Source organism: Pantoea sp. WEP (genome assembly GCF_041678305.1).
GTDB lineage: Bacteria > Pseudomonadota > Gammaproteobacteria > Enterobacterales > Enterobacteriaceae > Pantoea > Pantoea dispersa.
This window is the reverse complement of record NZ_JBGNXB010000002.1, coordinates 617,667-643,315: the sequence shown is the minus strand read 5'-3', so window position 1 is coordinate 643,315 and position 25,649 is coordinate 617,667. Positions and strand designations below refer to the sequence as shown.

Sequence of the window (25,649 nt, the reverse complement as noted above, 5' to 3'; positions counted from 1 at the left end):
GTTTTTTACTCATTAAGGGATAATGATGTCATCTGCAGTGGCTCCCGCCGTTAATCAAAAGCGCGTACTGATTGCCGGATCCGTCGGCAATTTTATCGAGTGGTATGAATTCGCTGTGTACGGTTTCATGGCCACGCTGATCGCTAAACATTTCTTCCAGCTGGAAGGAGAAAGCGCCCTCACCAGCCTGATCCTCACCTATGCGGCCTTTGCTGTGGCGTTCTTTTTTCGCCCGTTAGGGGCGGTGCTGTTTGGCCGCCTGGGCGATCGTTATGGTCGTAAACCGGTGCTGATCGCGGTGCTGGTATTAATGACGCTGGCCACCGTCGCCATCGGTCTGGTCCCAGTTTATGCCAGCATTGGCGTGGCTGCGCCGCTGCTGATTACACTGCTACGCATTCTGCAGGGACTGTTTGCCGGCGGAGAATACGGCGGCGCGGTCTCGCTGATGACCGAATCGGCGCCGCCCGGCAAGCGCGGATTTTATGGCGCGTGGCAGTCGCTGACGGTGGCGCTCGGACTGCTGGCGGGCGCGGGCGTGGTGGCAGTACTGCCGCTGCTGCTGGGAGACGCCGCCATGAACGCCTGGGGCTGGCGTATTCCCTTCCTGCTGGCGCTGCCGCTCGGCGCACTGGCGTTGTGGCTGCGCAGCGGCCTCGATGAATCACCGCAGTTCAGCCAGACACCGGCGGCACCACAACAGCAGGCATCGCTGGGTGTCACGCTACGCGCTATCGGGCTGGGCATTGGCCGGTTAATGATATGGTCAGCCGCCGGTTATACCTACCTGGTAATCATGCCTACCTATCTGCAGGCCGCGCTGCATACCGGCTTTAACCAGGCGCTGCTGATTGCGGTAATCTCTAACCTCGGCTTTGCCGCCACCATCCTGCCGGCCGGCATACTCAGCGATCGCTATGGCCGCCGCACATTAATGCTGCTGGCAACGTTTTTGCTGCTGGTGCTGGCTTTCCCGCTGCTGAAAGTGTTGCAGCACCCGGAGAGCGGTATGGCGATCAAAGCGCTGGTGGTGTTTATCGCCGGTGCGCTGGTGGGCATGCTGGCCGGACCGGGACCGGCGATGCTGGCCGAGATGTTCCCTACCCGCGTGCGTTACACCGGGCTGGGGCTGGCCTATTCGCTCTCCAACGCGCTGTTTTCCGGCTGCGCGGGTCTGATCATTACCGGCCTGATGAAGCAAACCGGCAACGCCGACATTCCCGCCTGGTATGTGATGGCCACCGCCGTAGTGAGTTTTGTCGCGCTGCTTTCGCTCAATAAGGACGATCACCGCAGACCCCTTTGAGAAAAAGCGTTTGTGCAGGTAAGCACCTGTCATTGGTCGCCATCAATGGCGACCCTACAGGGGCCGAAAGATTTTTTTACAGGAGTGATGAATACATAGGCATATATATGTCTAAAATAACATAGAAAATAAATCAAGACATGCCTGATATTTTATCCAGCTCAAAAACAGTGCCATTATAAATAACAAAACCCCGGCACATCAGTGTGCCGGGGATAACCAACACTACCAGTTAAATTTATTACTATCTTCCCACTCTTTGACTTCTTTCTCTGCTTGATCTTTACCGTAGCCGTAGCGCTCCTGAATGCGGCCGACTAATTGATCGCGTTTCCCTTCGGCTACGTCTAAATCGTCATCTGTAAGCTGGCCCCATTTCTCTTTCACTTTTCCTTTGAACTGCTTCCAGTTTCCGCTGATACGATCTTCGTTCATCAGTGTTCTCCTCATTTAGGTGACAGTGCCGCCTGGCATTATTTCGCGCAGCGTTAACTGCGCAGAGATAAGCGTAGCCTATGACTGAGATTAAAAGGTGCTTAAGCGAACAAATCGGAAAATTTACGTAACGGTACTGTTTAAAGCGCAGCGGGAATTAAATCTGAAAATATAGGCTATGATTTTTCAGGGTACTCAGTGATTTATCTGCGTACCTGTTTGCTACCAGGGCATTTAGTCTTTTGTATTCAGAGAGTAAATGGTTTTAAGGAACGCGAATCGCTTGATGTCGTCCATTCCCCGTGCGGGGCTTAACGAGGCAATAGAATGGAATCCACAACGTTGGAAAAATCCTGGGGTGCTGAAATCCTTGCTGACGGCAGCGTGCGGTTTCGCCTTTGGGCACCCGGTCAGCAGCAAATTACCCTTCACGCCGATGGTCAGCAGCATGCCATGCAGCCGCAGCAGGATGGCTGGTTCAGCCTGACGCTGCGCGGACCTGGTCACGGCAGCGAATATCACTACGAGCTGGCCGATGGCAGCACGGTACCCGATCCGGCCGCGCGGGCACAACGCGCCGATGTCAACGGCCCTTCTCTGGTTATCGACCCACAGCATTACGCCTGGCAGCAGCGTGACTGGCAGGGACGGCCGTGGCACGAAACGGTGGTCTACGAGTTGCACATCGGCACCTTTACCGCCGAAGGCACCTTCCGCGCGGCTATCGCAAAACTCCCTGCGCTGGCCGACCTCGGTATCACCATGATCGAAGTGCTGCCGGTATCGCAGTTTGGCGGCACGCGCGGCTGGGGCTATGACGGCGTTCTGCTGTATGCGCCGCACGCGGCGTATGGCTCACCGGATGATTTCAAAGCCTTTGTCGATGCCGCGCACGCATTGGGACTGTCGGTGGTGCTGGATATTGTGCTCAACCACTTTGGTCCGGAAGGCAATTACCTGCCGCTGCTGGCACCGGCCTTTTTCCACGAAGAGCGCATGACGCCGTGGGGCGCCGGGATTGCTTACGATGTGGACGCCGCGCGGCGTTATATCGTCGAAGCACCGCTCTACTGGCTGAAAGAGTTTAACCTCGACGGCCTGCGCTTCGATGCCATCGACCAGATTGAGGATACGTCCAGCAAGCATGTGCTGATCGAGATTGCCGAACGCATTCGCAGCGAAATCCACTCTCGCCCGATCCATCTCACCACCGAAGACAGCCGCAACGTGATCTTCCTGCATCCGCGCGATGCGGACGGTAACGCGCCACTGTTCAGCGGTGAATGGAACGACGATTTTCATAATGCCATTCACGTCTTTGCCACCGGCGAGACGCACGCGTATTACCGGGATTTTGCCGACGTACCGGAGAAATTAATCGCGCGCATTCTCACCGAGGGCTTTGCTTATCAGGGCGAGCTGTCACCACAGAGTGGCCAGCGGCGCGGCGTACCCAGCGCAGGCCAGCCGCCGGTCGCGTTTGTCGATTTCATCCAGAACCACGATCAGGTGGGCAATCGCGCACAGGGCGAACGCCTGATTAGTCTGGCCGGTGTCGATCGCACCAAAGTATTGCTCGCCACCCTGCTGTTGTCACCGCATATTCCGCTGCTGTTTATGGGCGAAGAGTACGGTGAAACCAACCCATTCCTGTTCTTTACCGATTTCCACGGCGAGCTGGCGAAAGCGGTGCGCGAAGGACGTGCGCGCGAATTTACCGGTCACGCCGGTCATGACGATACGGTACCGGATCCCAACGCTGAAGAGACCTTCACGCGTTCGAAACTGGACTGGAGCAAAGTGGAAAATCCCGCAGGCCAGGCGTGGCTGACGCTTACGCGCCAGTTGCTGGCGTTGCGCCAGCAGCACATCGTGCCGCTGCTGGCGGATGCCCGCAGGCATAACGGCCAGGTGCTGCGCACCGCACCAGGCTTTGTCGCCGTCAGCTGGCAGTTCCCGCAGGGCCAGCTGTCGCTGGCGCTGAATATTGGACAGCAGAGCCAGCCGCTGCCCGCTATGCCCGGCGAGACGCTCTTTGCGTGGCCACAGGAAAGCGGCGAGCTGCCGCAGCACTCCCTCATCGTGCGTCTGGCAAAAGGAGCAGCGCAATGAGCATTCCAACCGCAACCTACCGTATTCAGTTCCGCAACGGCATGACCTTTGACCGCGCAGCGCAACTGGTGCCCTATCTGCAGCAGCTGGGCATCAGCCATCTTTATGCCTCGCCGATCTTTACCGCCACGCGCGACTCGACGCACGGCTATGACGTTACCGATGCTAATGAGATTGACCCGGCGATTGGCGGACGCGCCGGTTTTGACCGCCTCAGCGCAGCGCTGCAGCAGGCCGGGATTGGCCTGATCCTCGATATTGTGCCTAACCACATGGCAGCGTCGCTGGAAAATGCCTGGTGGCGCGATGTGATTGAACATGGGGAAGCCAGCCGCTATGCGCACTACTTTGATATCGACTGGTCGCGCAGGCTGACGCTGCCGTTCCTCGGCGATGATTTTGACCGCGTGCTGGCCAATGATGAACTCAGCATCAAGGCCGATCCGCACAGCGGCAATCCGGCGCTGGTCTATTACGACAGTTACTATCCGCTGACGCCCGCCAGCTGGCAGCAGCGTAAAGACGAGGTGCTGGCGTTGCGCGATCGCGCGGCCATCGCGGAACTGCATGCGCAACAGCCGTGGCAGCTGATGAACTGGCGTGAGGCGCGCAGCGCGCTCTCCTACCGCCGCTTCTTTGAAATTACCGGGCTGGTCGGCGTGCGGGTCGAAGATGAAGAGGTGTTCGCGGCTTCGCATCGCCTGATTCTCGAACTGGTACACAGCGGTGTGGTGAGCGGGCTGCGGGTCGATCACGTTGACGGGCTGGCCGATCCGCTCGGCTATCTGCAACAGCTGCGTCAGGCCGCAGGCGACGCGTGCTATATCACGGTGGAGAAGATTCTCGCTGACGGTGAGCAATTGCCCGCCGACTGGCCAGTGTCCGGCACCACCGGTTACGAGTTTATCGCCGCGCTGTCACATGCGCTGATTGATGATAATCAGATCGATATGCTGCATCTGGCCTATGAAGCGGTATCCGCCGAACGTAACGACGTGGCGGCTGGCCTGCGTGCAGCGCGTGAACTGATGGTCGATCGCAACTTTGCCGGGGAATTCAGCCGCCTGCTGGCGCTGGCTACCGAGGCAGCCGATCTGGTGCATCGCAACTTTAGTGAGGCTGAGCTGCACGTGGCGCTGCGCGAACTGCTGATCGCCTTCCCGGTGTATCGCACCTACGGCCGGAAAGCCGGTATGCCGCTGGAAGGCGAAGCGTTGCTATTACAGGTGCTGGAGCAGGTTAAACACAGCGCCTCGCCTGCGGCGCTGAGCTTTTTGCAGGCATTACTGCTGGGGGCGATCACTGAACAGGGCGAGCAGGATGCGGCGGAATTCCGCGCCCGCTTCCAGCAGCTGACCGGCCCGCTGATGGCGAAATCGGTCGAAGACACGCTGTTTTTCCGCAATCACGTGGCGCTGGCGATCAACGAAGTGGGTGCCGAACCGCTGCCGCATGCGTTTTCGCTTGAACGCTTTCATCGCGAAATGCAAATCCGCCTGCAGCACCAGCCGGATGGGCTGTCGGGTACCTCCACGCACGATACCAAACGCGGCGAGGATGCACGTGCACGGCTGTATACCCTGAGTGAAGCGCCGGCGCTGTGGGCGGAGAACGTGACGCGCTGGCGCCAGATGAATCAGCCGCACGTGGTTGCGCTGGCGGACGGACCGGCGCCCGAACCGCCGGTTGAGTGGATGTTGTACCAGGCGCTGGCCGGCGTCTGGCCCACCACGCTGCAGCCGGAGGACACGGCGGCACTCGACGCGCTGCGCGATCGCTTTTTGCCGTTTGTGGAAAAAGCCCTGCGCGAAGCGAAGTTACGCACCGACTGGGCGGACAGCAACGAAGCTTATGAAAATGCCGTGCTGGAGTACGCCCGCCAGCTGCTGTCACCCACCAATCCGGCGTTTCTGCAGGACTTCAGCCACGCACTGCAGCCGTTCATCCGGGCCGGACTGGTTAACAGTCTGAGCCAGACGGTGATCAAACTGACCGCGCCGGGCGTGCCGGATATCTATCAGGGCTGCGAAGCGCTCGATTTCAGCCTGGTCGATCCGGATAACCGACGCGAGCCGGATTTTGCTCAGCTGACGGCGCAGCTGGATGTCCACGCCGCGCCGGATTTCGCCAGCCAGCAGGACTGGCTGAGCGGCCAGCTGAAGCAGCAGATGGTTGCGCGCCTGCTGCATCTGCGCCGCGACCATGCGCAGCTGTTCCGCTTCGGTGATTATCAACCGCTCAGTGCATCGGGCGAACATGCGGAAAAAGTGATCGCCTTTGCCCGTCAGGACAGCGACTACGCGCTGCTGGTGATTACGCCACGGCTGATTTTCAATGGTGCACAGTGGAGTCATACCCGCCTGGCACTGCCGGAATCGCTGGCGCATCGCCACTATCGCAATGTGCTGACCGGCGAGACCGTAGTGATTAATGACGATGTTACGCTGGACAATGTGAGCTATAGCGCGCCGCTGGTGCTGATTAGCCAGTAGCGTCCCCGATAAACCTGTTGTTTTACATGACTATCTATTCACTGGATGGAGAGGATTGAATGTCTAACGGTAAACCTTTAGAAATCACCGCTGGATCGGGGCACCAGCTCGGCGCCAACTTTGATGGGGACGGCGTCAATTTTGCGCTGTTTTCAGCACACGCGGAACGGGTCGAACTCTGTCTGTACGATGAGAGCGGTCAGCATGAAATTGCCCGCTTCGATCTGCCGGAATATACCCACGAAATCTGGCACGGCTACGTGCCCGGGCTGAAACCCGGCGCGCTGTATGGTTATCGCGTTCACGGACCGTTCGATCCGGAAAACGGTCACCGTTTTAACCCGAGCAAATTACTGATTGATCCCTACGCCCGCGAGCTGCAGGGCAACATCGACTGGAATGAAGCGCACTTCGCTTACGATTTACTGCACGAAGATAAAGATCTGACGCTGGATACCCGTGACAGCGCGCCGTTTACTCCCAAGTGCCGGGTGATTGACACTAATGAGTTTGACTGGCAGGACCATAACCGCCCCAGCATTCCGTGGTCCAGTACGGTGATTTATGAAACCCACGTCAAAGGTTTCACCCAGCTTAATCAGGGCATTCCGGCAGAGATGCGCGGCACCTATGACGGCATGAGCCACAAATCCACCGTCGACTACATCAAAAGCCTCGGCGTGACGTCAGTGGAATTGCTGCCGGTGCACTGGTTCCCGGACGATCAGCATCTGCTGGATCGCGGACTGAAAAACTTCTGGGGCTATAACTCGCTGGCCTTTTTTGCGCCTGCCAGCCGCTATTTTGGCCCGCGCGGTATTCAGGGCTTTCGCGACATGGTGCGCGCTTTCCACGATGCCGGCATCGAAGTGATTCTCGACGTGGTTTATAACCACACCGCGGAAGGCAACGAACTGGGGCCAACGCTGTCGTTTAAAGGCATTGATAACTTCTCTTATTACCGCACGCTGCCGGATCAGCATCGTTATTACATCAACGATACCGGCACCGGTAACACGGTGAATACCTCCCATCCGCGCGTGCTGCAGCTGGTGACGGATTCGCTGCGCTACTGGGCAGAATCGATGCATATCGACGGTTTTCGCTTCGACCTCGGCACCATTCTCGGCCGCGAGCCGGAAGGGTTCGATCAGCGTGGCGGCTTCTTTGATGCCATGACGCAGGATCCGGTGTTGTCTAAGCTAAAACTGATCGGCGAACCCTGGGACATCGGCCCAGGTGGCTACCAGGTGGGTGGTTTCCCGCCCGGCTGGGCTGAGTGGAACGACAAATATCGCGACACGGTGCGTGAGTACTGGAAAGGCGACAACGTCTCAACCGACTTTGCCGCGCGCCTGCTTGGTTCCGGCGATCTGTACGATCAACGCGGCCGCCGCCCGTGGGCCAGTGTGAATTTCATCACCGCGCACGATGGCTTTACGCTGAACGATCTGGTCTCGTACAACGACAAGCACAACGATGCCAACGGGGAAGATAACAACGACGGCCATAACGATAACCGTTCATACAACTACGGTGCCGAAGGCCCCACCGACGACGAAGGCATCAACGCGGTGCGCGAGCGGCAGAAGCGTAACTTCCTCGCCACGCTGTTTTTCTCTCACGGCACACCGATGCTGCTGGCGGGCGATGAGTTTGGCCGCAGCCAGATGGGCAACAACAACGGCTATTGCCAGGACAGCGAGATTTCCTGGCTGCACTGGGAAGATCTGCCGGCTTCCGCTGATGCGTTACGCGATTTTACCCGTCAGATCATCTCATTGCGCGCGCAGCAGCCGCTGCTGCGACGCGAAAGCTGGCGCGACGGCATGGAGATCAAATGGTTTAACGCCGGCGGCGGTTTTCAGCAGGCGGAACAGTGGGACGAGGGCTCGACGCTCGGTGTGTACATCGGGCGTCCGGATCTGCAAACCGAAGAGGGTATCTGGCACGATGTGCTGATGCTGTTCAATCCGTTTGAAGGCAATGTGCCGTTCCGCATCCCGCAGTTTGGTGAAGGCGGCTGGGTGCTGGAGCTGACCACCTCCGACAGCGCCAGTAAGGGATTGGTAATTACCAAAGAGAAGGATTTCGAGCTGGAGGGCCGCAGCCTGGCGCTGTTCCGCCGGCCGTGAGTGAAACGCGGGGTGCCGGTTTCCAGGTGCGCATGAATGCGCACCCTACAGAAATAACGGGACATGCACTCCCGCTTTCCAGGTGCGCATGAATGCGCACCCTGCGGAAATAACGGGGCATGCACTCCCGGTTTCCAGGTGCGCATGAATGCGCACCCTACGGAAAAAACGGGACATGCACCCCGCTTTCCAGGTGCGCATGAATGCGCACCCTACGGAAACAACGGGACATGCACTCCCGGTATCCAGGTGCGCATGAATGCGTACCCTGCGGAAATAACGGGACATGCACCGTAGGGTCGCCGTTCACGGCGACCGGCTCCATTGTTAACCCGCCAGCCTCTTCTGCTACCCGGCGCTAAAATTTCATTAACTAAAAACCACAATCTGCCGATGTTCTTTAATCTGCCCTTGTACCCGCCGCGTCAGGCGTCGGGGTGCGTTTAGATTAAGGATAATAAGATGAACATCTCCCAACGATTGTTACTGACCTTTACCATGCTGTTTGGCGCCATCATTCTGCAAGCCGTGCTCGCCATCTCACTGCTTTCCGGCTTCCAGGAGCGCTTTGAATATGTGCAAACCAACGCCATCCCCTCGATCAAAGATCTCAACACGTTAATTGATCGCAGCAACCAGCTGGCGCTGACGCTGTACAAACACCAGACCCAGTTGCAGGACAGCAACATGCCCGCCGTCGAAGCGGACATTGATAAACAGATCGGCGGCCTGAAATCGCTCACCGATTACTACCTGACTCACAACCTCTCCAGTGACGAAGATAAGCGCCTGACCGAGCTGGCCTTTGCCAATATTCAGCGCGTGAGCGAGCGGCTGCCGGCGTTTCTCACTGCCTCGCGCGCGCATCAGAACGCCATCAGCCTTGATCTGATCGAGGGGCAGAACGGCATTGGTGCCGCCATTCGCCAGCTGGTCACCAATTACCAGCAGCAGCTGATGCTGAATATTTCTATCGGCGATGAGTTACGCGCCACCAACCTCAGCACCTTCCATGAAGTGCTGTGGACCACCATTACCGGCGTGATAGCCACAGTGATTATTTTTGGCCTGTTCGCCCTGTTCACCGTGCTGCGCATTCGTCGCAGTCTGTCCGATGTCGGCAAAGTCATGATGCACGCCAGCGAAAATCTCGACCTGACGCTCAGCGCAGACGAAAGCCGTCGCGATGAGGTGGGCAATATGGCGCGCTCCTTTAATCAGCTGATGCGCAGCGTGGCCGGTTCGCTGAGTGCCGTGCGCAGCGCGTCGCATTCGGTGAGCAGCGCATCGGTGCAAATCGCCGCCGGCAATGAAGATCTCTCTGCGCGTACCGAACAGCAGGCCGCCTCGCTGGAGCAGACTGCGGCCAGCATGACTGAACTGAGTGAAACCGTACGTCAGACTGCCGATAACACGCGTCAGGCCAGCCAGCTGGCGGCTAACGCCAGTTCGCTGTCAGAAAAAAGTGGTACCTCGCTCAGCACCATGCTCTCGACCATGGATGACATTCGTGGCAGCTCGCGCAAGGTCACGGACATTGTTTCGATGATCGAAGGCATCGCTTTCCAGACCAATATTCTGGCGCTCAACGCCGCAGTCGAAGCCGCACGCGCCGGTGAGCACGGCAAGGGCTTTGCGGTGGTGGCCGGCGAAGTACGCAGCCTGTCTCAGCGCTCCACTTCCGCCGCACGCGAAATTAAGGGACTGATTGAAGAGTCGCATCGACTGACTGAAGCCGGGGCCGCCCAGGCCAGCGACGTCAGCAGCAATATGCAGGTGATGAATGACGCTATCCATCAGGTCAGCGAACTGATGAGCGAAATCGCCGCGGCCGCGGTTGAGCAGAGTCAGGGCATCAGCCAGGTGCAGCAGGCGGTGAATCAGATGGATGATGTGACGCAGCAGAACGCCGCGCTGGTGGAGCAGGCCTCAGCCGCGTCGCAATCGCTGCAGGAGCAGGCCCAGACGCTCAACCAGCTGGTGACCCGCTTCGTGCTGACGGAATCCGGCGCAACGCCGGTCATCGAGCCTGCGCCGGCGAGCCACAAAGCGCCACAGCCGGGACGCCTGGCACTGGCCAGCGATGCCGACTGGCAGAGTTTCTAATCCCTTTGCCCTCCGCGTCGTCGCGCGGAGGGGCTTTCTCCCACTGACGAATTTTCCCCGGCGCGCTGACGCGAGCGACATTGCCTCAACGAGCGCCAGCAAAACTGCTATTCTGTGAACCATGCTAACGGCCATCAGCAACGAAAGCGTTTCACCCCCGCTTGCCCACCGCTCCCTAAAGGAACCTTATGCACCCTCAGCAACAGACACGCGGTAAATGGGCCATCTTTGGCCTGATGTTTATCCCTGGCTTTACCTGGGCTTCCTGGGTCAGCCGCACGCCCTTTATGCGCGATGTGCTGTACGCCTCGACGGAAATGATGGGCCTGATTCTGTTTGGCTTCTCCTGTGGCTCCATGCTGGGCGTGCTGCTGGCCGGTAAGCTGGTCGCGCACTTTGGCACCAGCCGTGTGATGCGCTCGGGTTACCTGATCCTGCTCGGTGGCCTGGTGCTGATGACCGTCGCGTTAACGCTCGCCAGTAGCGGGCTGGTGTTCACCAGTCTGGTGTTGCTGGGCGGCGGAACCGCGCTGATGGATGTGGTGGTTAATGTCGAAGGGGCAGCGTTTGAGCGGCGCATCGGCAAGTCAATCATGACAATCATTCACGGCTTCTTCAGTTTCGGCACGCTGCTCGGTGCACTGGCGGGGCTGGCCATGACCGCAGCCGATATCAGCACCCACTGGCACTTTAGCGTGGTGCTGCTGGTTAACCTGCTGATTGCCGCCCTGGCGCTGCGCCATCTGCCCGCCACCAGCGACAGCGAACGCAGCGAACAGCCGCATCATGGCGGCTTTCTGGCCCAGGTTGGACGTGAACTGCGTGACCGCCAGCTGCTGGTGCTCGGCGTGGTGATTCTGGCGATGGCGCTGGCGGAAGGCTCGGCTAACGACTGGCTGCCGTTACTGATGATCGACGGCCATAACCTCAATCATACCCAAAGCACGCTGGTCTACGCGGGCTTCACCGCTGGCATGACGCTGGGGCGCTTTCTCGGTGGGCTGGTGGTTGATCGTCTGGGCCGCGTCTGGGTACTGCGCGCCAGCGCTTTCTCCGCCGCGCTGGGGCTGACGCTGGTGATTTTCTCCGATAACCCATGGCTGGCGGCGGCGGCCGTGCTGTTCTGGGGCGTCGGCGCGTCGCTCGGCTTCCCGCTAACGGTCTCGGCGGCGGGCGATGGCCATAACAGCGCGGTGCGCGTCACGATTGCCGCCACGCTGGGTTATCTGGCGTTTCTGGTCGGCCCGCCCGGACTGGGCTTTATCGGCGAACATGCCGGATTGCGCATGGCGATGCTGCCGGTACTGATCATGGTTCTGCTGGCGCTGGTGTGCGCCGGTGCGGCTGGCCGCCCGCGTCAGGCAAAAACACCGGCGGAACAATAAATCTCAGGGCACGCGCCAGCTGCCCTGCCAGCCATCCGCAGTGGCCTCAAATCGCGCGCGCTGATGGGGCTCGCGGCTTACATCCAGCCACTCCACGCTGTGCAAGGTGATCTGCACCAGCGCAAAGTGCTCGTCGGGCCCGGTGCCCGCCTTTTGCGCGCTGGCAGGCAGTGCGTCATCAGGATGAGTAATGACGCTGCCCGGCCTGACCGGTGACTGAAACAACGCGTGTGAGTGCGGGCGCAATGCATGCCAGGCTGCGGCACGCTGTTGTGCATCGTCAACGCGCTGAGCCGTGCCTGCCAGCCTGAGCTGAACGCGACTGGCGGCATCATAAGCCAGTAACGCCACCTGCGGCTGGGCTGCAATATCCTGCATTTTGGCGCTGCGCCGATCGGCGGTAAAACGCAGGGCCGGCAGCGCGGGTAAAAACTGCCGTATCACCACGGTGCGCAGGCTGGGCTGGCCGTCAGCGGTCACCGTTGCCAGCTGCATCAGGGTGAAAGCCGAACGCGATGTGGTGGCTGTGCTAAGCAGCTGCCAGATGGCTTGCAGGCGGTCGTCGAGCGAGATCATGATTCCCTTCCTTAGCGGGCGTGAAGCGGATTGCTGCCCGCACGTTTCAGCGCCGACAGCGCCAGCGCACTGAGCAGTAACCCAATGACGATCAGCAGCGCGTAGCTTAGCCACTGCAGCAGCAGAATGCCCAGCACGCCGCCAGCGAGAAATGCCAGCACGGTGTAGCAATGCAGTTTTAGCCGCTCAATGTACAGCGGCGCGTCTTTTGGTGACTCTTTGCGACGCAGCACGTCGAACAGCATCGCCAGCTCAATGCCGATATCGGTTGACGTGCCGGAAACGTGAGTCGTGCGCACGCGGGCATTGGAGATGCGCGTTACCACCGCATTTTGCAGGCCCATCAGAAAGCTCAGGCTGAGAATCAGCAACACGCCGCCCTCGCTAAAATGAAAGCCGCTTTCGACAATCCCCAGCACCAGCAACGCAATGCCCTCGAGCAGAATATTGATGGCGTAGATGCCGCGTATCTGCCGCCTGCGGCCGGAATTAATGATTAGCGTGGAGACAGACGAACCGGCGATGAATAACAGCACAATCAGCAGGAAGAACAGCCCGATATGCAGATTGGCTTTCGCCAGATGATCGGACAGGGATGAGACGTTACCGGTCATGTTGGCGGAGAAGAAACCAACCGTTTCGAACGCCGCAGTGTTCAGTGCGCCCGCCACGGCGGCCAGCGTCGCCGCCAGGCGGATGTCGGTGTTGAAAGTGCGCGTATCCTCAGTGGAGATCAGCATGAAAAGGTCCTGGCCCGGCAAAAGGTTTATCATCCTCCGGCGGTCAAAAATTCTCAACTAGCTGGGCTGAACATTAACGCGGCTCGCTGTCGATCAGTGCACGCCGGGCCAGGCGTTTGTGCAGGATTTGACCCTGTCACCGATAAGCCGGATAATTTGGAAACGATTCATTCTAAATAGCACGCATTATGACCAGTAAACCCAATCCGGCGCCGGCTGCCAGAGAGCGCGGCAGACCGCGCAACTTTGATATCGACGAAGCGCTCGACAGCGCTATGATCGTGTTCCGCCAGAAGGGTTTTCATGCGGCCTCGATTGCCGATTTAGGTGAAGCGATGAACCTGACGGCGGGCAGTATCTATAAAGCGTTTCAGGATAAACGTTCCCTGTTTCTGCGGGTGTTTGAGCGCTACATCCTGCTGCGCAATGTGGACCTGCGCGCCCGTTTGCAACAGTACCCGACCGGCCGGGCGCGCATTGCTGAGCTGTTGCAGTTTTATCTCGACTCAGCCAGCGAGATCGAGGGCAGACGCGGCTGCCTGGTGGTTGGCAGTACCGTGGAACTGCAAACGCTGGACGAAGAGTTATCCCAGCTGGTGCGTGAAGCGGTATTACGCAACCGCAACTTCCTGACTTCGCTGGTTGAGCAGGGGCAAGAGGACGGATCGATTTCGCCACGACTGGATGCCGACACCGCCGCCGGACTGCTGCTTTGCGTGGCATTTGGTATGCGCGTGGTAGGCAAAATTCAGGATGTGACTAATGGCAAAGAAACCATTAATATGGTACTCAGCATTCTGGACTGATTCGTCTGGCCTATTAGGAAATAGGCGTTTCCTAATTAATATTCGCCGCGATAACTTTTTAAACCCTGGAATCGCGCGCTTAATAATATTTATCAGTCAGTAACATATTACTTAGATTTATGTTTATTTGTTCCGGGGGTTGAGTGAAGCACGATGAATTAGAAGATGCCGATGAGATCTATCTTTTATTGGGCAAAGTCGTCACACAGATTGTACAACCGGGTGAAACCTTATCTGTTCAGCAAATAATTGGCGCGCTGTATCGCACGGGCTTGCGCTCGGAGAATCCGGCCATCCAGCAGGCCTGCGATAATGCGATCAGGCTGCTGGCCAAAAAGCTGAATTAACGCACTGCTATCAGGGTAATGATGATGCGATACGATCCTTTTCATAATAATTCTGAAGATGCATTACCATGGACTGGTGGATCGCTGCAGGCAAAGCAGCATGAGTTACTTGGCACGCTGGTGCAGGAAATTTTGTGTAGCGGCAAGTTGCTGAACCGAAAAACCCTGTTTGTCGCGCTAATAGCACGTCTCGACCAGTGCGACGATGTGATATTGAAAACGCATTACGAGGCTATTTTTTCTCTGCTGCTTGGTCGCCTGGCCGCTGAGTAATATCGCAACGCTATCCTGCCTTCCCAATATACGCGGCGAAACACATTAGCCGCGCCTGGTAATTTCCTCCTCATCAATTGCACGCTAAACCGCATTAATTGTGCAAAGAAAGCGAGTCAGGTCAGACCAGAATCCGGATTTTGTTCTACGCTTATAGCTGGACTTCAGACCAATCAGGGAAATTACTATGAAGAAACTGACTGTAGCGGCTGTGTTATTGACATCAATTTTTGCCATCGCCGGCTGTTCATCGAATCAGGCGATTAAAACCACCGACGGACGTACTATCGTCACCGATGGTAAGCCACAGGTGGATAGTGATACTGGCCTGGTCTCTTATAAAGATGCGCAAACCGGTAAAACAGAACAGATTAACCGTGACCAGATCACCAATATGAGTGAACTGAACAACTGATCTACTCGATAGGGAGAGCGACATGAAAAAAGTGATTTTGTTACCACTGGCAGCCATTGTGGCACTGAGCGCCCTGACCGGCTGTACCCGTACCAGCTACGCCATTCATACCAATGATGGCCGTACCATTGTCAGCGATGGTAAACCGCAGGAAGCGGAAAGCGGACTGCTGGGTTACGTTGATGCCAATGGTGTCAAACAGCAGATCAACAAAGCGGATGTCAAAGAAGTCTCTGAGATTCCGCATTAATCGGTTCTTATCAAGCCCGCGCAGCGGGCTTTTTTGTGCCAGAACTTTGTGATTGAACCCATACGCAGGGCCGTCGTAGGAGAGCAATCCGGTCCAACGCGGCGCCTTTGGTCAGGGACGCACGACGGTGAGTTTAAACGGCCCGCTGTTTTTCGCAGCATACGCGACTGAATCATTCACTCTCTCAAGCGGAAACTCGGTTACGTCATAGTGGCTGAGATCAAGCAGTCCCGCGCGTATAAGGCCGCAGAGCGTATGGACTGCCGAAGGTTCATACATCCACTGCCCTTTTACGGTAATGAGGTTACGCATTATCCAGGGATAAGGTAGCGAAAGATCGTCCCCACCCAGCATGCCAACACCGCCCATAAGGACTGCACGACCATAAGGTCTGACTGACATAATCGCATTCCGGGCGACAGAGGCCTGCGCAGACGGCGGAAGGAAATCAAGGACCGCATCAATGGGTCCCCCGGCCATGTGCTTCATGGCAGCAATATCGATCTCTGCTGTACCTGTGAGCTTTACTGTTTCCACACGCGATCCAAAACGTTTTTTCAAATCGTTCAGCACCCGTTCACTACGGCCCGGTGCGATGACTTTATGGGCTCCCATGGCCAGGGCAGCAAGCACAGCGGAACTGCCGAAATTACCGGTTGCGCCACTGACCAGCAGGCGCTCTCCCGCTTTCAAATCCATAGATAACAATCCGCCATAGGCTACAAGCAGCGTATTGATGGCACACCACCGCCCCGCTTCTGCAGGCGATATGTCGCCAATGGGCACTGCGTTTTCAGTCGGAATGCGTATTTGTTCAGCAAGACTGCCATTCAGGTGATATTGCTGGATTTTTTGTCCTCCTTCACCACGGGCACTCCATCCCTGAAGGACAATTTCTGGCGACAGCGCGTTGTCACGGGAACGCACCGTCGGATCGCAAAATACCCAGTCTCCTGGTTTCAGCCAGGCTGAGTCAGGGCCGGTCTGGCAAACCTTTCCGATGGCACCACAGCCCGGGATGACCGGCACAGGTAAAAGATATTTTCTTTCCCCACTCAGTACTTCATTCGTGTAGGAGAGAACGGGCGCCGCAACCACATCGACAATGACTTCCCCGGTTCCCATCACCGGTGCAGGCACATTCTTAACGTCCAGCGGACGGCCAAAGGCAGTAAGCACAGCAGCTTTCATGGTCATATTCTCCTGAGGGCATAGAACAATTTGAAACCATCATAGAGCCACCCAAAACGGCGTAAAATACACTAGTTTTATACAGGTATAATTTACTACCAGGTTCAAAAAATGGTTAAGAATACTGAGCTCAGTCAGTTTTTACGTTCACGACGTGCAAGGGTAAAGCCTGAGCGTCCCCCCTCTGCCGGGCCAGAAAGACGGCGAACGCCCGGGCTAAGGCGTGAGGAAGTTGCGGCGATGCTGGGAATAAGTACGGAATGGTATACCAAAATCGAACAGGGACGGGTCAGCACGCTTTCCGAACGGATAGTTAACGCCCTATGTAAAGCTCTGCAGCTGAACGAGGCAGAATTTCTGCACCTGAAAACACTGACAGGCCGGAAAAAAAGTGCAGATATCGAACAGGAAGTCCCGGCTAGCTTATCGCATCTGGTCAGGGCGCTGAATGAGCCTGCCTACGTCACCAATGACAGATGGGATGTATTGGTGTGGAATTCTGCAGCAGAACAGGTCATCACGGACTTCAGCCTGTTGGCTGCGAATGAGCGAAATATCATGGTTTTCATGTTCACTACAGAGGCAGCCAGATACCTTTTTGGCGACACCTGGCCTGCAGAGGCACAGAGAATGCTTGGCCTGTTTCATTCCAGTTATTCACGAAATGCAGACAATGAGACCTTCACTGCGCTGGTAGAACGCTTAAGCCGTGAATGCCCGGAGTTTGATACATGGTGGAGCGAGCATGTGATAACGGCACCGGTGTCCGGAGAGAAAAAACTCACAGGAAAAGACGGGATAACGCGGACATTCAGCTATTCAACGTTTACGTCAAATGACTCCCCTGCACTCAAGCTGGCAATTTATGTCCCGCTGTTATCTGCATCGGGCAGAAAGGTTATATGACATCATGATTCCGCCGGAGCAGTATTAAGGGGGTTTAGCTGAGTCTGCCGTAGCATATAAAGAGCGATCTAACCTGCCGGTGATCCATGACGAAGTGGAGCGGCATCAGCGTGAAGAAATACGTTATTATCTCCAGGAGCGCCGACATTATTCCGGGGTATGTCGACTGCTGGACTGCACAAGCTGTACATACATAACCCATCTGCTATTCAGAAAAGGTGACAGGCTGTTTCATATTGCGTCCCGCAGGTTACCAGCGTGGTGTGGAAAACCATGAAGTCAGCCAGTCTGTTAATGCACTGATTTTTGCCGACTGCAACTGGCTTGAAGGTTTCATTAACCAGACACCATCCTCGCCTGTTGCCTGCCAGTCCGACAGCACTGGCACCAGTGAACCCTCAGCCAGTTCTTTCTGTACCAGCCAGTTGGCCGCGAGTAATATCCCCATACCCGATTGAGCGGCCAGTATAAGCCCATCCATTTCGTCACTCTCGTAACGCGTCTTAACTGGTACCGCTATCTGTTGACCGTCTTTCTCGAGTCGCCATTCGGGCCAGCTGTGCATGGGCGTGAAACCCAGGCAATCATGCTTACGAAGGTCCTGAGGGTGTGTTACAGGAGAATGGCGCTCCAGGTAATCCGGCGCGACACATAAAATGCGACTTGTATTTGCCAGCTTTCGGGCAATTAATCTGCTGTCCTTCAGAACACCAATACGGATTGCCATATCAAAATTATCACCCAGTAAATCTACGTAGCGATCGCTGCAGTGCAGCACAATACGGATGTCGGGATAGGCTTTTAAAAAGAATGGTAAGGCCTGTACGACCCACTTTCGTCCGAATGAGGCTGGAACGGTAAGGCGAATCGTCCCAGCCGGACGCGCTGCCAAATCACGGGCTTCCTCTTCCGCTTCCCGTAGCAGTTCATCTGCCAATTCAATTTTTTGCCGATAGCGTAAGCCCTCTTCTGTGGGACGTATGCGGCGGGTGGTGCGTTCCAGCAAGCGAATTCCCAGACGTTTTTCTAATGCAGCTACACGCCGGGAAACGACAGAGACATCTCTTCCCAAATCGCGCGCACCAGCACTAAAGCTGCCAGCGCGCACTACCGCAAGAAAAGCTTCCCGCTGACGATAATCGTCATCATGCATTATTGCACCTCATGCAACAGTTATTTGTTTTTCAGGCTCATTATAGCGTCAGTTCTGCCTCAAAATGGTCGTATTAATTGAACCGGGGGACACCATGAAAGCTATCCACTTATCCGCTGCAGGAATAGACGGCTTAAAAATATGTGATATTTCACGACCACAACCAGGGTATGGCGAAGTGCTGATTCGTCAGCATGCTGTGAGTCTGAATTACCTTGATTTGGCGCTGGCCACTGGTAAATTCGGCGCTGTTTCGCAGCCGGTTATTCCTGGTGCAGACAGCGCGGGAGAAATTGTTGAGTCTGGAGAGGGAGTTGAAGGCTGGCAAATTGGCGAACGTGTGGTACCGGGTATGATGTCTCACTGGCATGCTGGAGCAATACGATCCGAACATCATCAAACATTACGCGGAGTTACAACCAATGGTGGGCTGGCAGAATACGCTGTAGTGCCTGCTGAATCACTGGTGCGTATCCCCGATTTTCTCAACTGGCAGCAGGCAGCGACGTTACCCATTGCCGCAACGACCGCATGGAACGCTATAGTGCGCGGTAAAATACAGCCCGGCAGCACTGTTTTACTGCTTGGCACGGGAGGTGTGAGTCTGTTTGCATTGCAATATGCGAAGGCAGCAGGTGCGCGGGTAATCATCATTTCCTCTTCTGAGGAAAAACTGGACAGAGTGAAAGCCCTGGGAGCGGATGAAGGAATTAACTATCACGAGGTGCCCGAATGGGATCAACGGGTGCTTAAGCTGACTGAGGGGCATGGCGCTGATCTCGTACTGGAATCAGTGGGCGGCTCAACATTTGCGAAATCGATTAACGCAGCAGCTCATAACGGAACCATTTTCGTTATTGGTTTTGTTGGTGGTGTTGAAGTCAGCATGCCTGTTCTGCCCGTAATGCAAAAGATGTTGAATATTGTGGGTAACAATACGGGTTCGACTTCAGATTTGCGCGCGGCGGTCAGGGCGATTGAAGCATCCACGATTTATCCCGTAATTGATCGTATTTTTACTTTTGCCGATACACGGAAAGCTTATCGCTACCTTGAGGCTGCCGGACATATCGGGAAAGTGGTTATTAGTCTGGATGCATAACGCTGAATCAGCCGGGGAGTTCATCATGGGGCCTGATACCGGCTGATTACTCCTGTCCAGTAATGATGGACACTCTTTTCCAGGAAACGGAGCCCGCTGCGCAAAAGTGCTAAATGAAACGCTGGTATAAGAGTGCAGGATTCATTTTTTTACTAAGAAGTATTGATAGTCCGATTTTCCATCAGGTGATAAGGTCAGGTTTTCCGGGAATTCTTAAACAGGATTGAGCGTGAGTATTTCAGAGAAATATGAGTGGCATAAAGATAACTACCTGATAAGTACAGACAGAAAAAAACTGGATGTGCAGGCTATCCATCTCTATCTCACGAGGTCAACCTGGGCTAAAGGGATTGATCTGGCTCTTGTCCGTGCATCCGTTGAAAACAGCCTTAATTTCGGTGTTTATCACGATGACGCCCAGATTGGTTTCGCGCGCTTAATAACAGATTACGCTACGTTCGCTTACCTTTGTGATGTTTATATCCTGGAGGAATATCAGGGAGAAGGATTGGGTAGATGGGTGATGCAATGCATACATGATCATCCTGTTTTTGAGCGGCTTCGCAGGATCATGTTGTTTACAACCACAGCGCCCTGGCTCTATGAAAAATTTGGCTACGAGCCTGTTAATCGGGAAAACTATGCATGGAGTATCACACGCCCTGATATTTACACTCATGCAAAAAAGACTGGCTGACCTGCGCTCCTGTCTGTCTCCAGTCTGGCGTATACACTCCAGATCTGCAATGTCCGCTTCTGGCACTGAGCGGACTTACGCTCAGGCCAATGTCCGCTATGAGCGAGGAGCGGAAGTTCGAAGTGCATACTTATACCTAAGCGCTCTTTAGCGAGGGTGGAGTACCAAGATAAAGCCGTTGCTGTTTCCAATATTCGATACCGCCTAAAATGCTATCCGCCCTAATCCATGCTCTGGCTACATGGATCTGCAAATGCGGTGCATTTAGTACACTGATGATTTGGGAGCTTTCATTTAATAATCGCACGATATACGTAACAACATACTCTCCCGAATCAAAATACCCATCCTTCTGCTGCCTTTCTTTAAACACACTTTTGCTGCCCTTAGGCCAGCGACGCCGCAGAGCGGAAAGCAGGATATTGACGTAATTAATATTGGCCAGTGCCAAGTCTGCTATGCGATCTTCTTCACGGGCAGTGCTGCGTTCAGTAAGATAAAAACCAGGGATTGCCGGGCCGAACGGAGTGTAAAAACTCGGCGGATTGCTCTCGCGATACAGCAAATTCCAGACCTCTCCAAAGGGAAAAACCTCTTCGTCATAAAACAAAGTGCCCAAGCGAATGGACTGCATTTGTAATCTTCCATGCAGATACAGAGGCAGCTTAGTATTCTCAAGCCTCATGAAATACCTACGGAAAAGGATGCATATCTTTTCGCTGAGACATCGCAAAGGTTTACTCTGCCAGAGTCGCCATTTTTGTCTCCGTTCAGCGATATCGAGCATACAGCCAAACGCATCGATTTGCTCATCAAATGAGACTTTGAGTGGGCCCCTTAACCACCGAGCAAGATAAAATAAAAGCGCTGTTGCAGGTTTATTTTTAGCCCGAATCAGGCCTGTACGATTCACGTTTCTAACTTTTTCGTGCGGGGATTTTAGATAGTTCTGTATCAGTAGCGCCTCTGCAATAAATCCACGGGAGTAGTAAATCTCAGCTTCAAAAGGCACTAACAAATTGTCGTTCTCCAGCCGGCGTTTCAAATAGCGGAGCTGCTCTTCGGCTAGTTGGCCAAGACCCATAGAGCTGGCCAGGCGTGTACCGGTAAGGTACTTTTCTTTCTCAGTCGGGATGTAATATTCAGTTAGCGCAATTCGCCACCAATCATTACCCTCTCCTGTATCGGCCAAAGTCCTACTAGAAACTCCAAGTAAAGAGGTCAATAGTTCTGCCGTTGGCCCGTATTGAATCTTCATACCGCCAAAGGCCCCTTGCCAATAGACCATCGGTTCACGATTTTCCTGATCGTCGGGTCGCCAGAACTCTTGCTTTACTTCCGAGCTGTGGCCAATCCATACCAACCGGGTCGAACGATCTCCATTCCAGCGCTCACGGATCCAGTGATTAACGTCAAAATGGTCGGTACCGCTGTAGCCTGCTACCACCATTAAATCTGCCTGAACGGTTACCTGCTCAAGCAAAGTTTTAATTACCTCCGGTAGTCCGTGTTCCAGGTCTGCAAGCGTTGCACCAAGTCCAGAGCAGCCATGCTCTATGGTGCCATGTATCTTGATAATACCCCAGTCTTCGCCGTATTCTCGATGCAGGATGTCAAAAGCTTTGGTATCAGGATCGATCACATGCACAGGGATTTGATGACAACCCGCCTGTTCAATACAATCATCAAAATTGGTGGTAATACACCAGCTACGGTGCTTAATCAGGTAATCGGCAATCAGGTGATGATTTGCATTCGGAGGACGGTGGGAAAAAATACGCAGCAGTTCCCGCGCGGAACCACTACGTTCAGCGCCTTCAATGGTTGAAGGTTCAAACGCTTTATCGAGCACATGTTCTAAGCGTGGCAGGCTTCGCCCCATCCATTGATTGCATTGGCTAAATACCGTTTTTATTTCGGAAGCCGCTTTGTTGTCTAATAAATGGTCGAGCAGAGCTTCAGTTAGATCATATCCTCCGGGTAACTGCGTAGGTGACTCAATCGAAATTCCCGCGCCAACCATTAATACAACCTTGCCCGGGCAGGGCCACTCGGGCGTGAACCCCTTCCAACCAAACCACCAGTCATCCATTTCCATAGTTTTACCTTTAGGCTGCTTAAATGTGCTATTAATGCCTTAATTTTTCTGGTAATTCAAACCGTCAAAAAAGCACAAATGCGTAACCTGCGGTCGAGTTTAAATCGATAACTAATTTTCAAGACGTACAGCCGCTGACGTTCAGCTCAGTTCAGCTTTGCAGTTTATTGTCACCATAGGAGAAATAAGCTCACCACCCAGATACCGATGTCAGTATCTCTCAAAGGAACTATATGCTAATGAATTTCAGGCCTAGTGCGTTTTTAATGTCCATAATGTCAGCTTCTGGCACAAAACAAACATTCAGCATGCATTTTTACAAAGTACCAACATCCCCATGGTCAGTATGTGAAAGCATGTAACTCTTCACTCGTCCCGTGTTTATAAGCCCCATACTCCGCACCTGTTTTTTTGAGAATAACTGCTTAGCGCAGTGCTGACATTGATATGAGCATGCCCGCACTTTCTGGGCATAAACAGGGAAAGGTAGGGTATGGCACGATTTATACGGCTGTAACCGGCTACGCCGGCCGTACGGCGCCGTTCACCTTCACACCGGAACGCTCTGCATGCCTTAAAAAATATGGTAAAAAATCGTTCATATTGAGGAAACTATTTTTTCAAGATGCTCAATCAGGAGTGCTGATACGGGGGAATTGTCATTCAGCTACCGTATTTTTATTGTGGGAGTTGCGATCTGCTTCAGGGCTCTGGTCGATATTTATTGCCCTGGCTAACTCCTCCATTGCCCGTGTTGCTGACCGGAGTCGGTCATCACCCATCTTCATGGACAACTTATCTTTAGCTGATTTCCATACAGGCAAGGCTTCTGCCATGAGCTGGTATCCGGAATCCGTCAGATTTAGCCGCTTTCCTGCGCGGCCGCGTCCACCTTCGGAACGGACTAAACCTCTCAATTCCATGTTCTGAACATTTCGGCTCAGGGTTGTGGCATCAACACCCGCGCTGACCGCAAGATCAACTATTGTGGCGCCCTCGAAAGCTCCAATTCCGACCAACAGGCTAAATTGCTCGGCGGTCAGACCGAGCGATTTGAAACAGACATTGTAGTAGCGCGTGACTGCGCGCGCCGTGGCACGAGCCTGAAATCCCGGACATTCTGCTGCTACATCCCTGAAATACTTTGGATCAAAACCGCTCATGAGGTACCTCTTGAAATCCCGATTAATGAATAATACTGTATATGCATTATTTAACAACTGGAGAAGCATCATGCCTGCATACGTGCATATCAATCTGCGTGTTATCGACCCTGACAGGCAGTCTAAACTGGCTCCCCGGTTTCAGGCAGCTCTGAAAGAAGCTGGCGGGCGAATCCTGCATTTTGGCACCGTCTCGGAGGTTCTTGAAGGCGATGAGGTGCCACTGCCATTAGCTGGCGTATTTGAGTTTCCAACCCTTAACCAGGCGTTAGCCTTCTACAACTCTGAAAAATACGCCCCCATCAAGGCCGAACGCCGGGAAGCTCAGGAAGCACGGATGTTCATTGTCGAAACCGACTGAGATCCTTTCCCGGAATACAGACAGATTCTTTTGAGTACATGCTGTGCCTCCTAAGGCTTTGCCAGGAAACCAAAAATATCCTGCGCAGAGCCTGTTTATGATGAAGACAAAACCTGCATCCCTGGATAGGGTATAAAAATAAGATTCATATAAATCAGTCGTTAAGTGCAACTCTTGATTCCAGATCACAAAAAATTGTTGCCGTTTTCAGTACGCCATAACACCGGTGAACCCGTTTTCGCATCAGTGCACCGATGGCTACCATTTCAGGTTTGCCCCTGAGACACATTTCCTTGTAGATATTACGCATCCGTTTATTGTTAATTTTTCCGCATAGGGCAGACATGTAGAGCTTTGCTCTGAGCTGAGGCGGCCGATTTAAGATATGCGTGGCCGTCCCCGAACGTTTTTCAAGAGGCACTATGCCTGGAAAAGCCGCAGCCTGATCTGCTGATTCAACGTTATGGCTGCGCAGCACAACCAGCATGTGCATCCCAGTGGGGCCCGACAGATTTAATCGACGTCAGCAGCGCACAATCCCGTTTCAGGTCTGGGCTGGCCTGAATGTCCGCTTTAACCTGCCATTCAATCTTTCTCACTTCTTCATGGAGCAGCTGCGCCATCCTGATGCATGAACCGATGACGTCTGCAGGCGTGTCAGTAGACTGATATTTTTCGAGCCGGTTTTCCCCCCGCATAGCGTCAGCCAGCAGCACATCCCAGCGATACCGACTGGAAACATGATTTCACTCCTCTCACATAGAGTGTCACGCCAGTTCGCCTGGTATATACGGAGTCGTGCTCACGGAGACCCGGTCCGGTACGCCCGGAAAATCTGACGCAGGCATTAACGCGCGCGCGAACCCGCTGCGGTCTGGATGAAGCGGCCCCCCCCCCCACTTTCCATGAGATCAGCAGTTTATCGGTAAGGTTATATGAAGCGCATAATGGTGAGGAATTTGCACAGTGGTTACTGGGTCATAAGAACCTCTCAATGTGACAGAAGTATCCCGACCTCCGTGGCGATGAATACTTACTGGTATGAGGCATAGGCAATTACGGACAAATTCCGCAAATTTACGAACAGGTGAAAATCTGAGCTTGCAAATCATGCCGTTGTGGATATGCTATATACGTATCATATTTGTTAAAAAACGCACATTTAATTTAGTAAATTCAAAGAGATATGCGCTAACCACCAGCTTATGAATGGTAGCAATACTAATCAAAGCATCTCTTTATAATCAGACAGTTAGAATTTTTTCGGCCTCTATTCGGACAGATTTCGGCCAGCCTATACCAGCCAGAATAAAGTTTACCTGGACTGAGAAGAAAAAAGTATGGCGCGACTGGCAGTGGTCAATGTCAGGTTGTGATGAAGCGTTCTGGATACCATGCAAACGTATCTCAGTGTCCGACAGATTGCCGATTGTGTAATGCAGCGATAGCGTTTATTCAGGGTAAAATCTTAAGAAAAATGTCTGAGTGAGGTAACTGTCAGGCATCAGTTTCATGTGAAAGGCGCTTAAGATAGGGGCTCTCACTAACATATTCGCCGATAATGCTTTTGCGACCGTCTCATCCCCCAGCCGTAAAAACC

23 protein-coding genes and 1 pseudogene are annotated in these 25,649 nt (G+C 54.4%); 16 read left to right on the top strand and 8 right to left on the bottom strand.

From position 1 onward, the window contains the following. Positions 1–22 precede the first annotated feature (22 nt). Entirely contained in the window at positions 23–1,306 is a 1,284-nt protein-coding gene (locus ABVR31_RS22330) for an MFS transporter (protein WP_372774664.1), read from the top strand. Positions 1,307–1,531: 225 nt separating this feature from the next. Here ABVR31_RS22330 and ABVR31_RS22325 read toward each other — a convergent pair whose 3' ends face one another. Continuing rightward, positions 1,532–1,741, bottom strand: a complete 210-nt coding sequence (locus ABVR31_RS22325) for a CsbD family protein (RefSeq protein ID WP_021509571.1) — start codon at positions 1,739–1,741, stop codon at positions 1,532–1,534. Positions 1,742–2,068: 327 nt separating this feature from the next. On the opposite strand from ABVR31_RS22325, the gene treZ reads away from it, so the two are divergent. The 5 genes from treZ to ABVR31_RS22300 all read left to right on the top strand — a co-directional run bounded on the left by treZ (position 2,069) and on the right by ABVR31_RS22300 (position 11,971). Beyond that, entirely contained in the window at positions 2,069–3,853 is a 1,785-nt protein-coding gene (gene treZ / locus ABVR31_RS22320) for a malto-oligosyltrehalose trehalohydrolase (protein ID WP_372774662.1), read from the top strand. Then, positions 3,850–6,345: a malto-oligosyltrehalose synthase gene (gene treY, locus ABVR31_RS22315; RefSeq protein WP_372774660.1), complete on the top strand. Its 2,496-nt coding sequence runs from the start codon at positions 3,850–3,852 to the stop codon at positions 6,343–6,345. Before treZ ends, treY begins: the two co-directional genes overlap by 4 nt. Positions 6,346–6,404: 59 nt before the next feature. Then, positions 6,405–8,480 (top strand): glycogen debranching protein GlgX, encoded by a 2,076-nt coding sequence (glgX, locus tag ABVR31_RS22310; RefSeq protein WP_372774658.1) that lies wholly within the window; start codon positions 6,405–6,407, stop codon positions 8,478–8,480. Positions 8,481–8,942: 462 nt separating this feature from the next. Continuing rightward, positions 8,943–10,586, top strand: a complete 1,644-nt coding sequence (locus tag ABVR31_RS22305; protein WP_372774656.1) for a methyl-accepting chemotaxis protein — start codon at positions 8,943–8,945, stop codon at positions 10,584–10,586. Positions 10,587–10,774: 188 nt separating this feature from the next. Then, positions 10,775–11,971, top strand: coding sequence for an MFS transporter (locus ABVR31_RS22300; protein ID WP_372774654.1), 1,197 nt, complete (start codon positions 10,775–10,777; stop codon positions 11,969–11,971). Between the two features lie 3 nt (positions 11,972–11,974). On the opposite strand, the gene ABVR31_RS22295 is transcribed toward ABVR31_RS22300, so the two are convergent. Together ABVR31_RS22295 and ABVR31_RS22290 are read right to left on the bottom strand one after the other, a co-directional pair. Next, positions 11,975–12,547: a pyridoxamine 5'-phosphate oxidase family protein gene (locus tag ABVR31_RS22295; RefSeq protein ID WP_325924322.1), complete on the bottom strand. Its 573-nt coding sequence runs from the start codon at positions 12,545–12,547 to the stop codon at positions 11,975–11,977. An 11-nt stretch (positions 12,548–12,558) separates the two neighbouring features. Next, positions 12,559–13,287: a YoaK family protein gene (locus tag ABVR31_RS22290; protein ID WP_010615793.1), complete on the bottom strand. Its 729-nt coding sequence runs from the start codon at positions 13,285–13,287 to the stop codon at positions 12,559–12,561. A 188-nt stretch (positions 13,288–13,475) separates the two neighbouring features. Between ABVR31_RS22290 and ABVR31_RS22285 the strand changes: the two genes are divergently transcribed. The 5 genes from ABVR31_RS22285 to ABVR31_RS22265 all read left to right on the top strand — a co-directional run bounded on the left by ABVR31_RS22285 (position 13,476) and on the right by ABVR31_RS22265 (position 15,378). Further along, complete coding sequence (locus tag ABVR31_RS22285) at positions 13,476–14,093, top strand: TetR/AcrR family transcriptional regulator (protein WP_058770495.1); 618 nt, start codon at positions 13,476–13,478, stop codon at positions 14,091–14,093. Between the two features lie 143 nt (positions 14,094–14,236). Beyond that, on the top strand, positions 14,237–14,440 hold the full coding sequence (locus ABVR31_RS22280; RefSeq protein WP_021508701.1) for a hypothetical protein: 204 nt from the start codon (positions 14,237–14,239) through the stop codon (positions 14,438–14,440). A gap of 18 nt (positions 14,441–14,458) precedes the next feature. Further along, positions 14,459–14,713 (top strand): biofilm development regulator YmgB/AriR family protein, encoded by a 255-nt coding sequence (locus ABVR31_RS22275; RefSeq protein WP_125310694.1) that lies wholly within the window; start codon positions 14,459–14,461, stop codon positions 14,711–14,713. Between the two features lie 187 nt (positions 14,714–14,900). Continuing rightward, positions 14,901–15,128 carry a YgdI/YgdR family lipoprotein gene (locus tag ABVR31_RS22270; RefSeq protein ID WP_021508703.1) on the top strand — a complete coding sequence of 76 codons (228 nt, stop codon included), beginning with the start codon at positions 14,901–14,903 and terminating at the stop codon, positions 15,126–15,128. Positions 15,129–15,150: 22 nt separating this feature from the next. After that, positions 15,151–15,378 (top strand): YgdI/YgdR family lipoprotein, encoded by a 228-nt coding sequence (locus ABVR31_RS22265; RefSeq protein WP_021508704.1) that lies wholly within the window; start codon positions 15,151–15,153, stop codon positions 15,376–15,378. 111 nt (positions 15,379–15,489) lie between these two features. Here ABVR31_RS22265 and ABVR31_RS22260 read toward each other — a convergent pair whose 3' ends face one another. Further along, positions 15,490–16,569 carry a zinc-binding dehydrogenase gene (locus tag ABVR31_RS22260; RefSeq protein WP_372774650.1) on the bottom strand — a complete coding sequence of 360 codons (1,080 nt, stop codon included), beginning with the start codon at positions 16,567–16,569 and terminating at the stop codon, positions 15,490–15,492. Between the two features lie 111 nt (positions 16,570–16,680). Here ABVR31_RS22260 and ABVR31_RS22255 point away from each other — a divergent pair, with 111 nt between their 5' ends. Then, complete coding sequence (locus ABVR31_RS22255; RefSeq protein ID WP_372774648.1) at positions 16,681–17,475, top strand: helix-turn-helix transcriptional regulator; 795 nt, start codon at positions 16,681–16,683, stop codon at positions 17,473–17,475. Positions 17,476–17,521: 46 nt separating this feature from the next. After that, positions 17,522–17,752 (top strand): annotated as a pseudogene (locus tag ABVR31_RS22250) (DNA polymerase III subunit theta); the annotation flags it as partial. On the opposite strand, the gene ABVR31_RS22245 reads toward ABVR31_RS22250, so the two are convergent. After that, positions 17,726–18,628, bottom strand: a complete 903-nt coding sequence (locus tag ABVR31_RS22245) for a LysR family transcriptional regulator (protein ID WP_058775118.1) — start codon at positions 18,626–18,628, stop codon at positions 17,726–17,728. The pseudogene ABVR31_RS22250 and the gene ABVR31_RS22245 overlap by 27 nt on opposite strands. 94 nt (positions 18,629–18,722) lie before the next feature. On the opposite strand from ABVR31_RS22245, the gene ABVR31_RS22240 reads away from it, so the two are divergent. Together ABVR31_RS22240 and ABVR31_RS22235 are read left to right on the top strand one after the other, a co-directional pair. Beyond that, positions 18,723–19,730 carry an NAD(P)-dependent alcohol dehydrogenase gene (locus ABVR31_RS22240; RefSeq protein WP_278707203.1) on the top strand — a complete coding sequence of 336 codons (1,008 nt, stop codon included), beginning with the start codon at positions 18,723–18,725 and terminating at the stop codon, positions 19,728–19,730. A 229-nt stretch (positions 19,731–19,959) separates the two neighbouring features. Continuing rightward, a complete protein-coding gene (locus ABVR31_RS22235; protein WP_127834811.1) occupies positions 19,960–20,427 on the top strand; it encodes a GNAT family N-acetyltransferase in 468 nt (155 codons plus the stop codon). Between the two features lie 136 nt (positions 20,428–20,563). Here the strand turns inward: ABVR31_RS22235 and ABVR31_RS22230 are convergent, their stop codons facing one another. Further along, positions 20,564–22,525 carry an SIR2 family protein gene (locus ABVR31_RS22230; RefSeq protein ID WP_278707200.1) on the bottom strand — a complete coding sequence of 654 codons (1,962 nt, stop codon included), beginning with the start codon at positions 22,523–22,525 and terminating at the stop codon, positions 20,564–20,566. Positions 22,526–23,184: 659 nt separating this feature from the next. Further along, on the bottom strand, positions 23,185–23,688 hold the full coding sequence (locus ABVR31_RS22225; RefSeq protein ID WP_372774645.1) for a MarR family winged helix-turn-helix transcriptional regulator: 504 nt from the start codon (positions 23,686–23,688) through the stop codon (positions 23,185–23,187). A 70-nt stretch (positions 23,689–23,758) separates the two neighbouring features. On the opposite strand from ABVR31_RS22225, the gene ABVR31_RS22220 reads away from it, so the two are divergent. Beyond that, positions 23,759–24,049, top strand: a complete 291-nt coding sequence (locus tag ABVR31_RS22220) for a DUF1330 domain-containing protein (protein ID WP_088517520.1) — start codon at positions 23,759–23,761, stop codon at positions 24,047–24,049. Between the two features lie 154 nt (positions 24,050–24,203). Here the strand turns inward: ABVR31_RS22220 and ABVR31_RS22215 are convergent, their stop codons facing one another. Continuing rightward, positions 24,204–24,536 (bottom strand): transposase, encoded by a 333-nt coding sequence (locus ABVR31_RS22215; protein WP_233210712.1) that lies wholly within the window; start codon positions 24,534–24,536, stop codon positions 24,204–24,206. Positions 24,537–25,649: the final 1,113 nt, after the last annotated feature.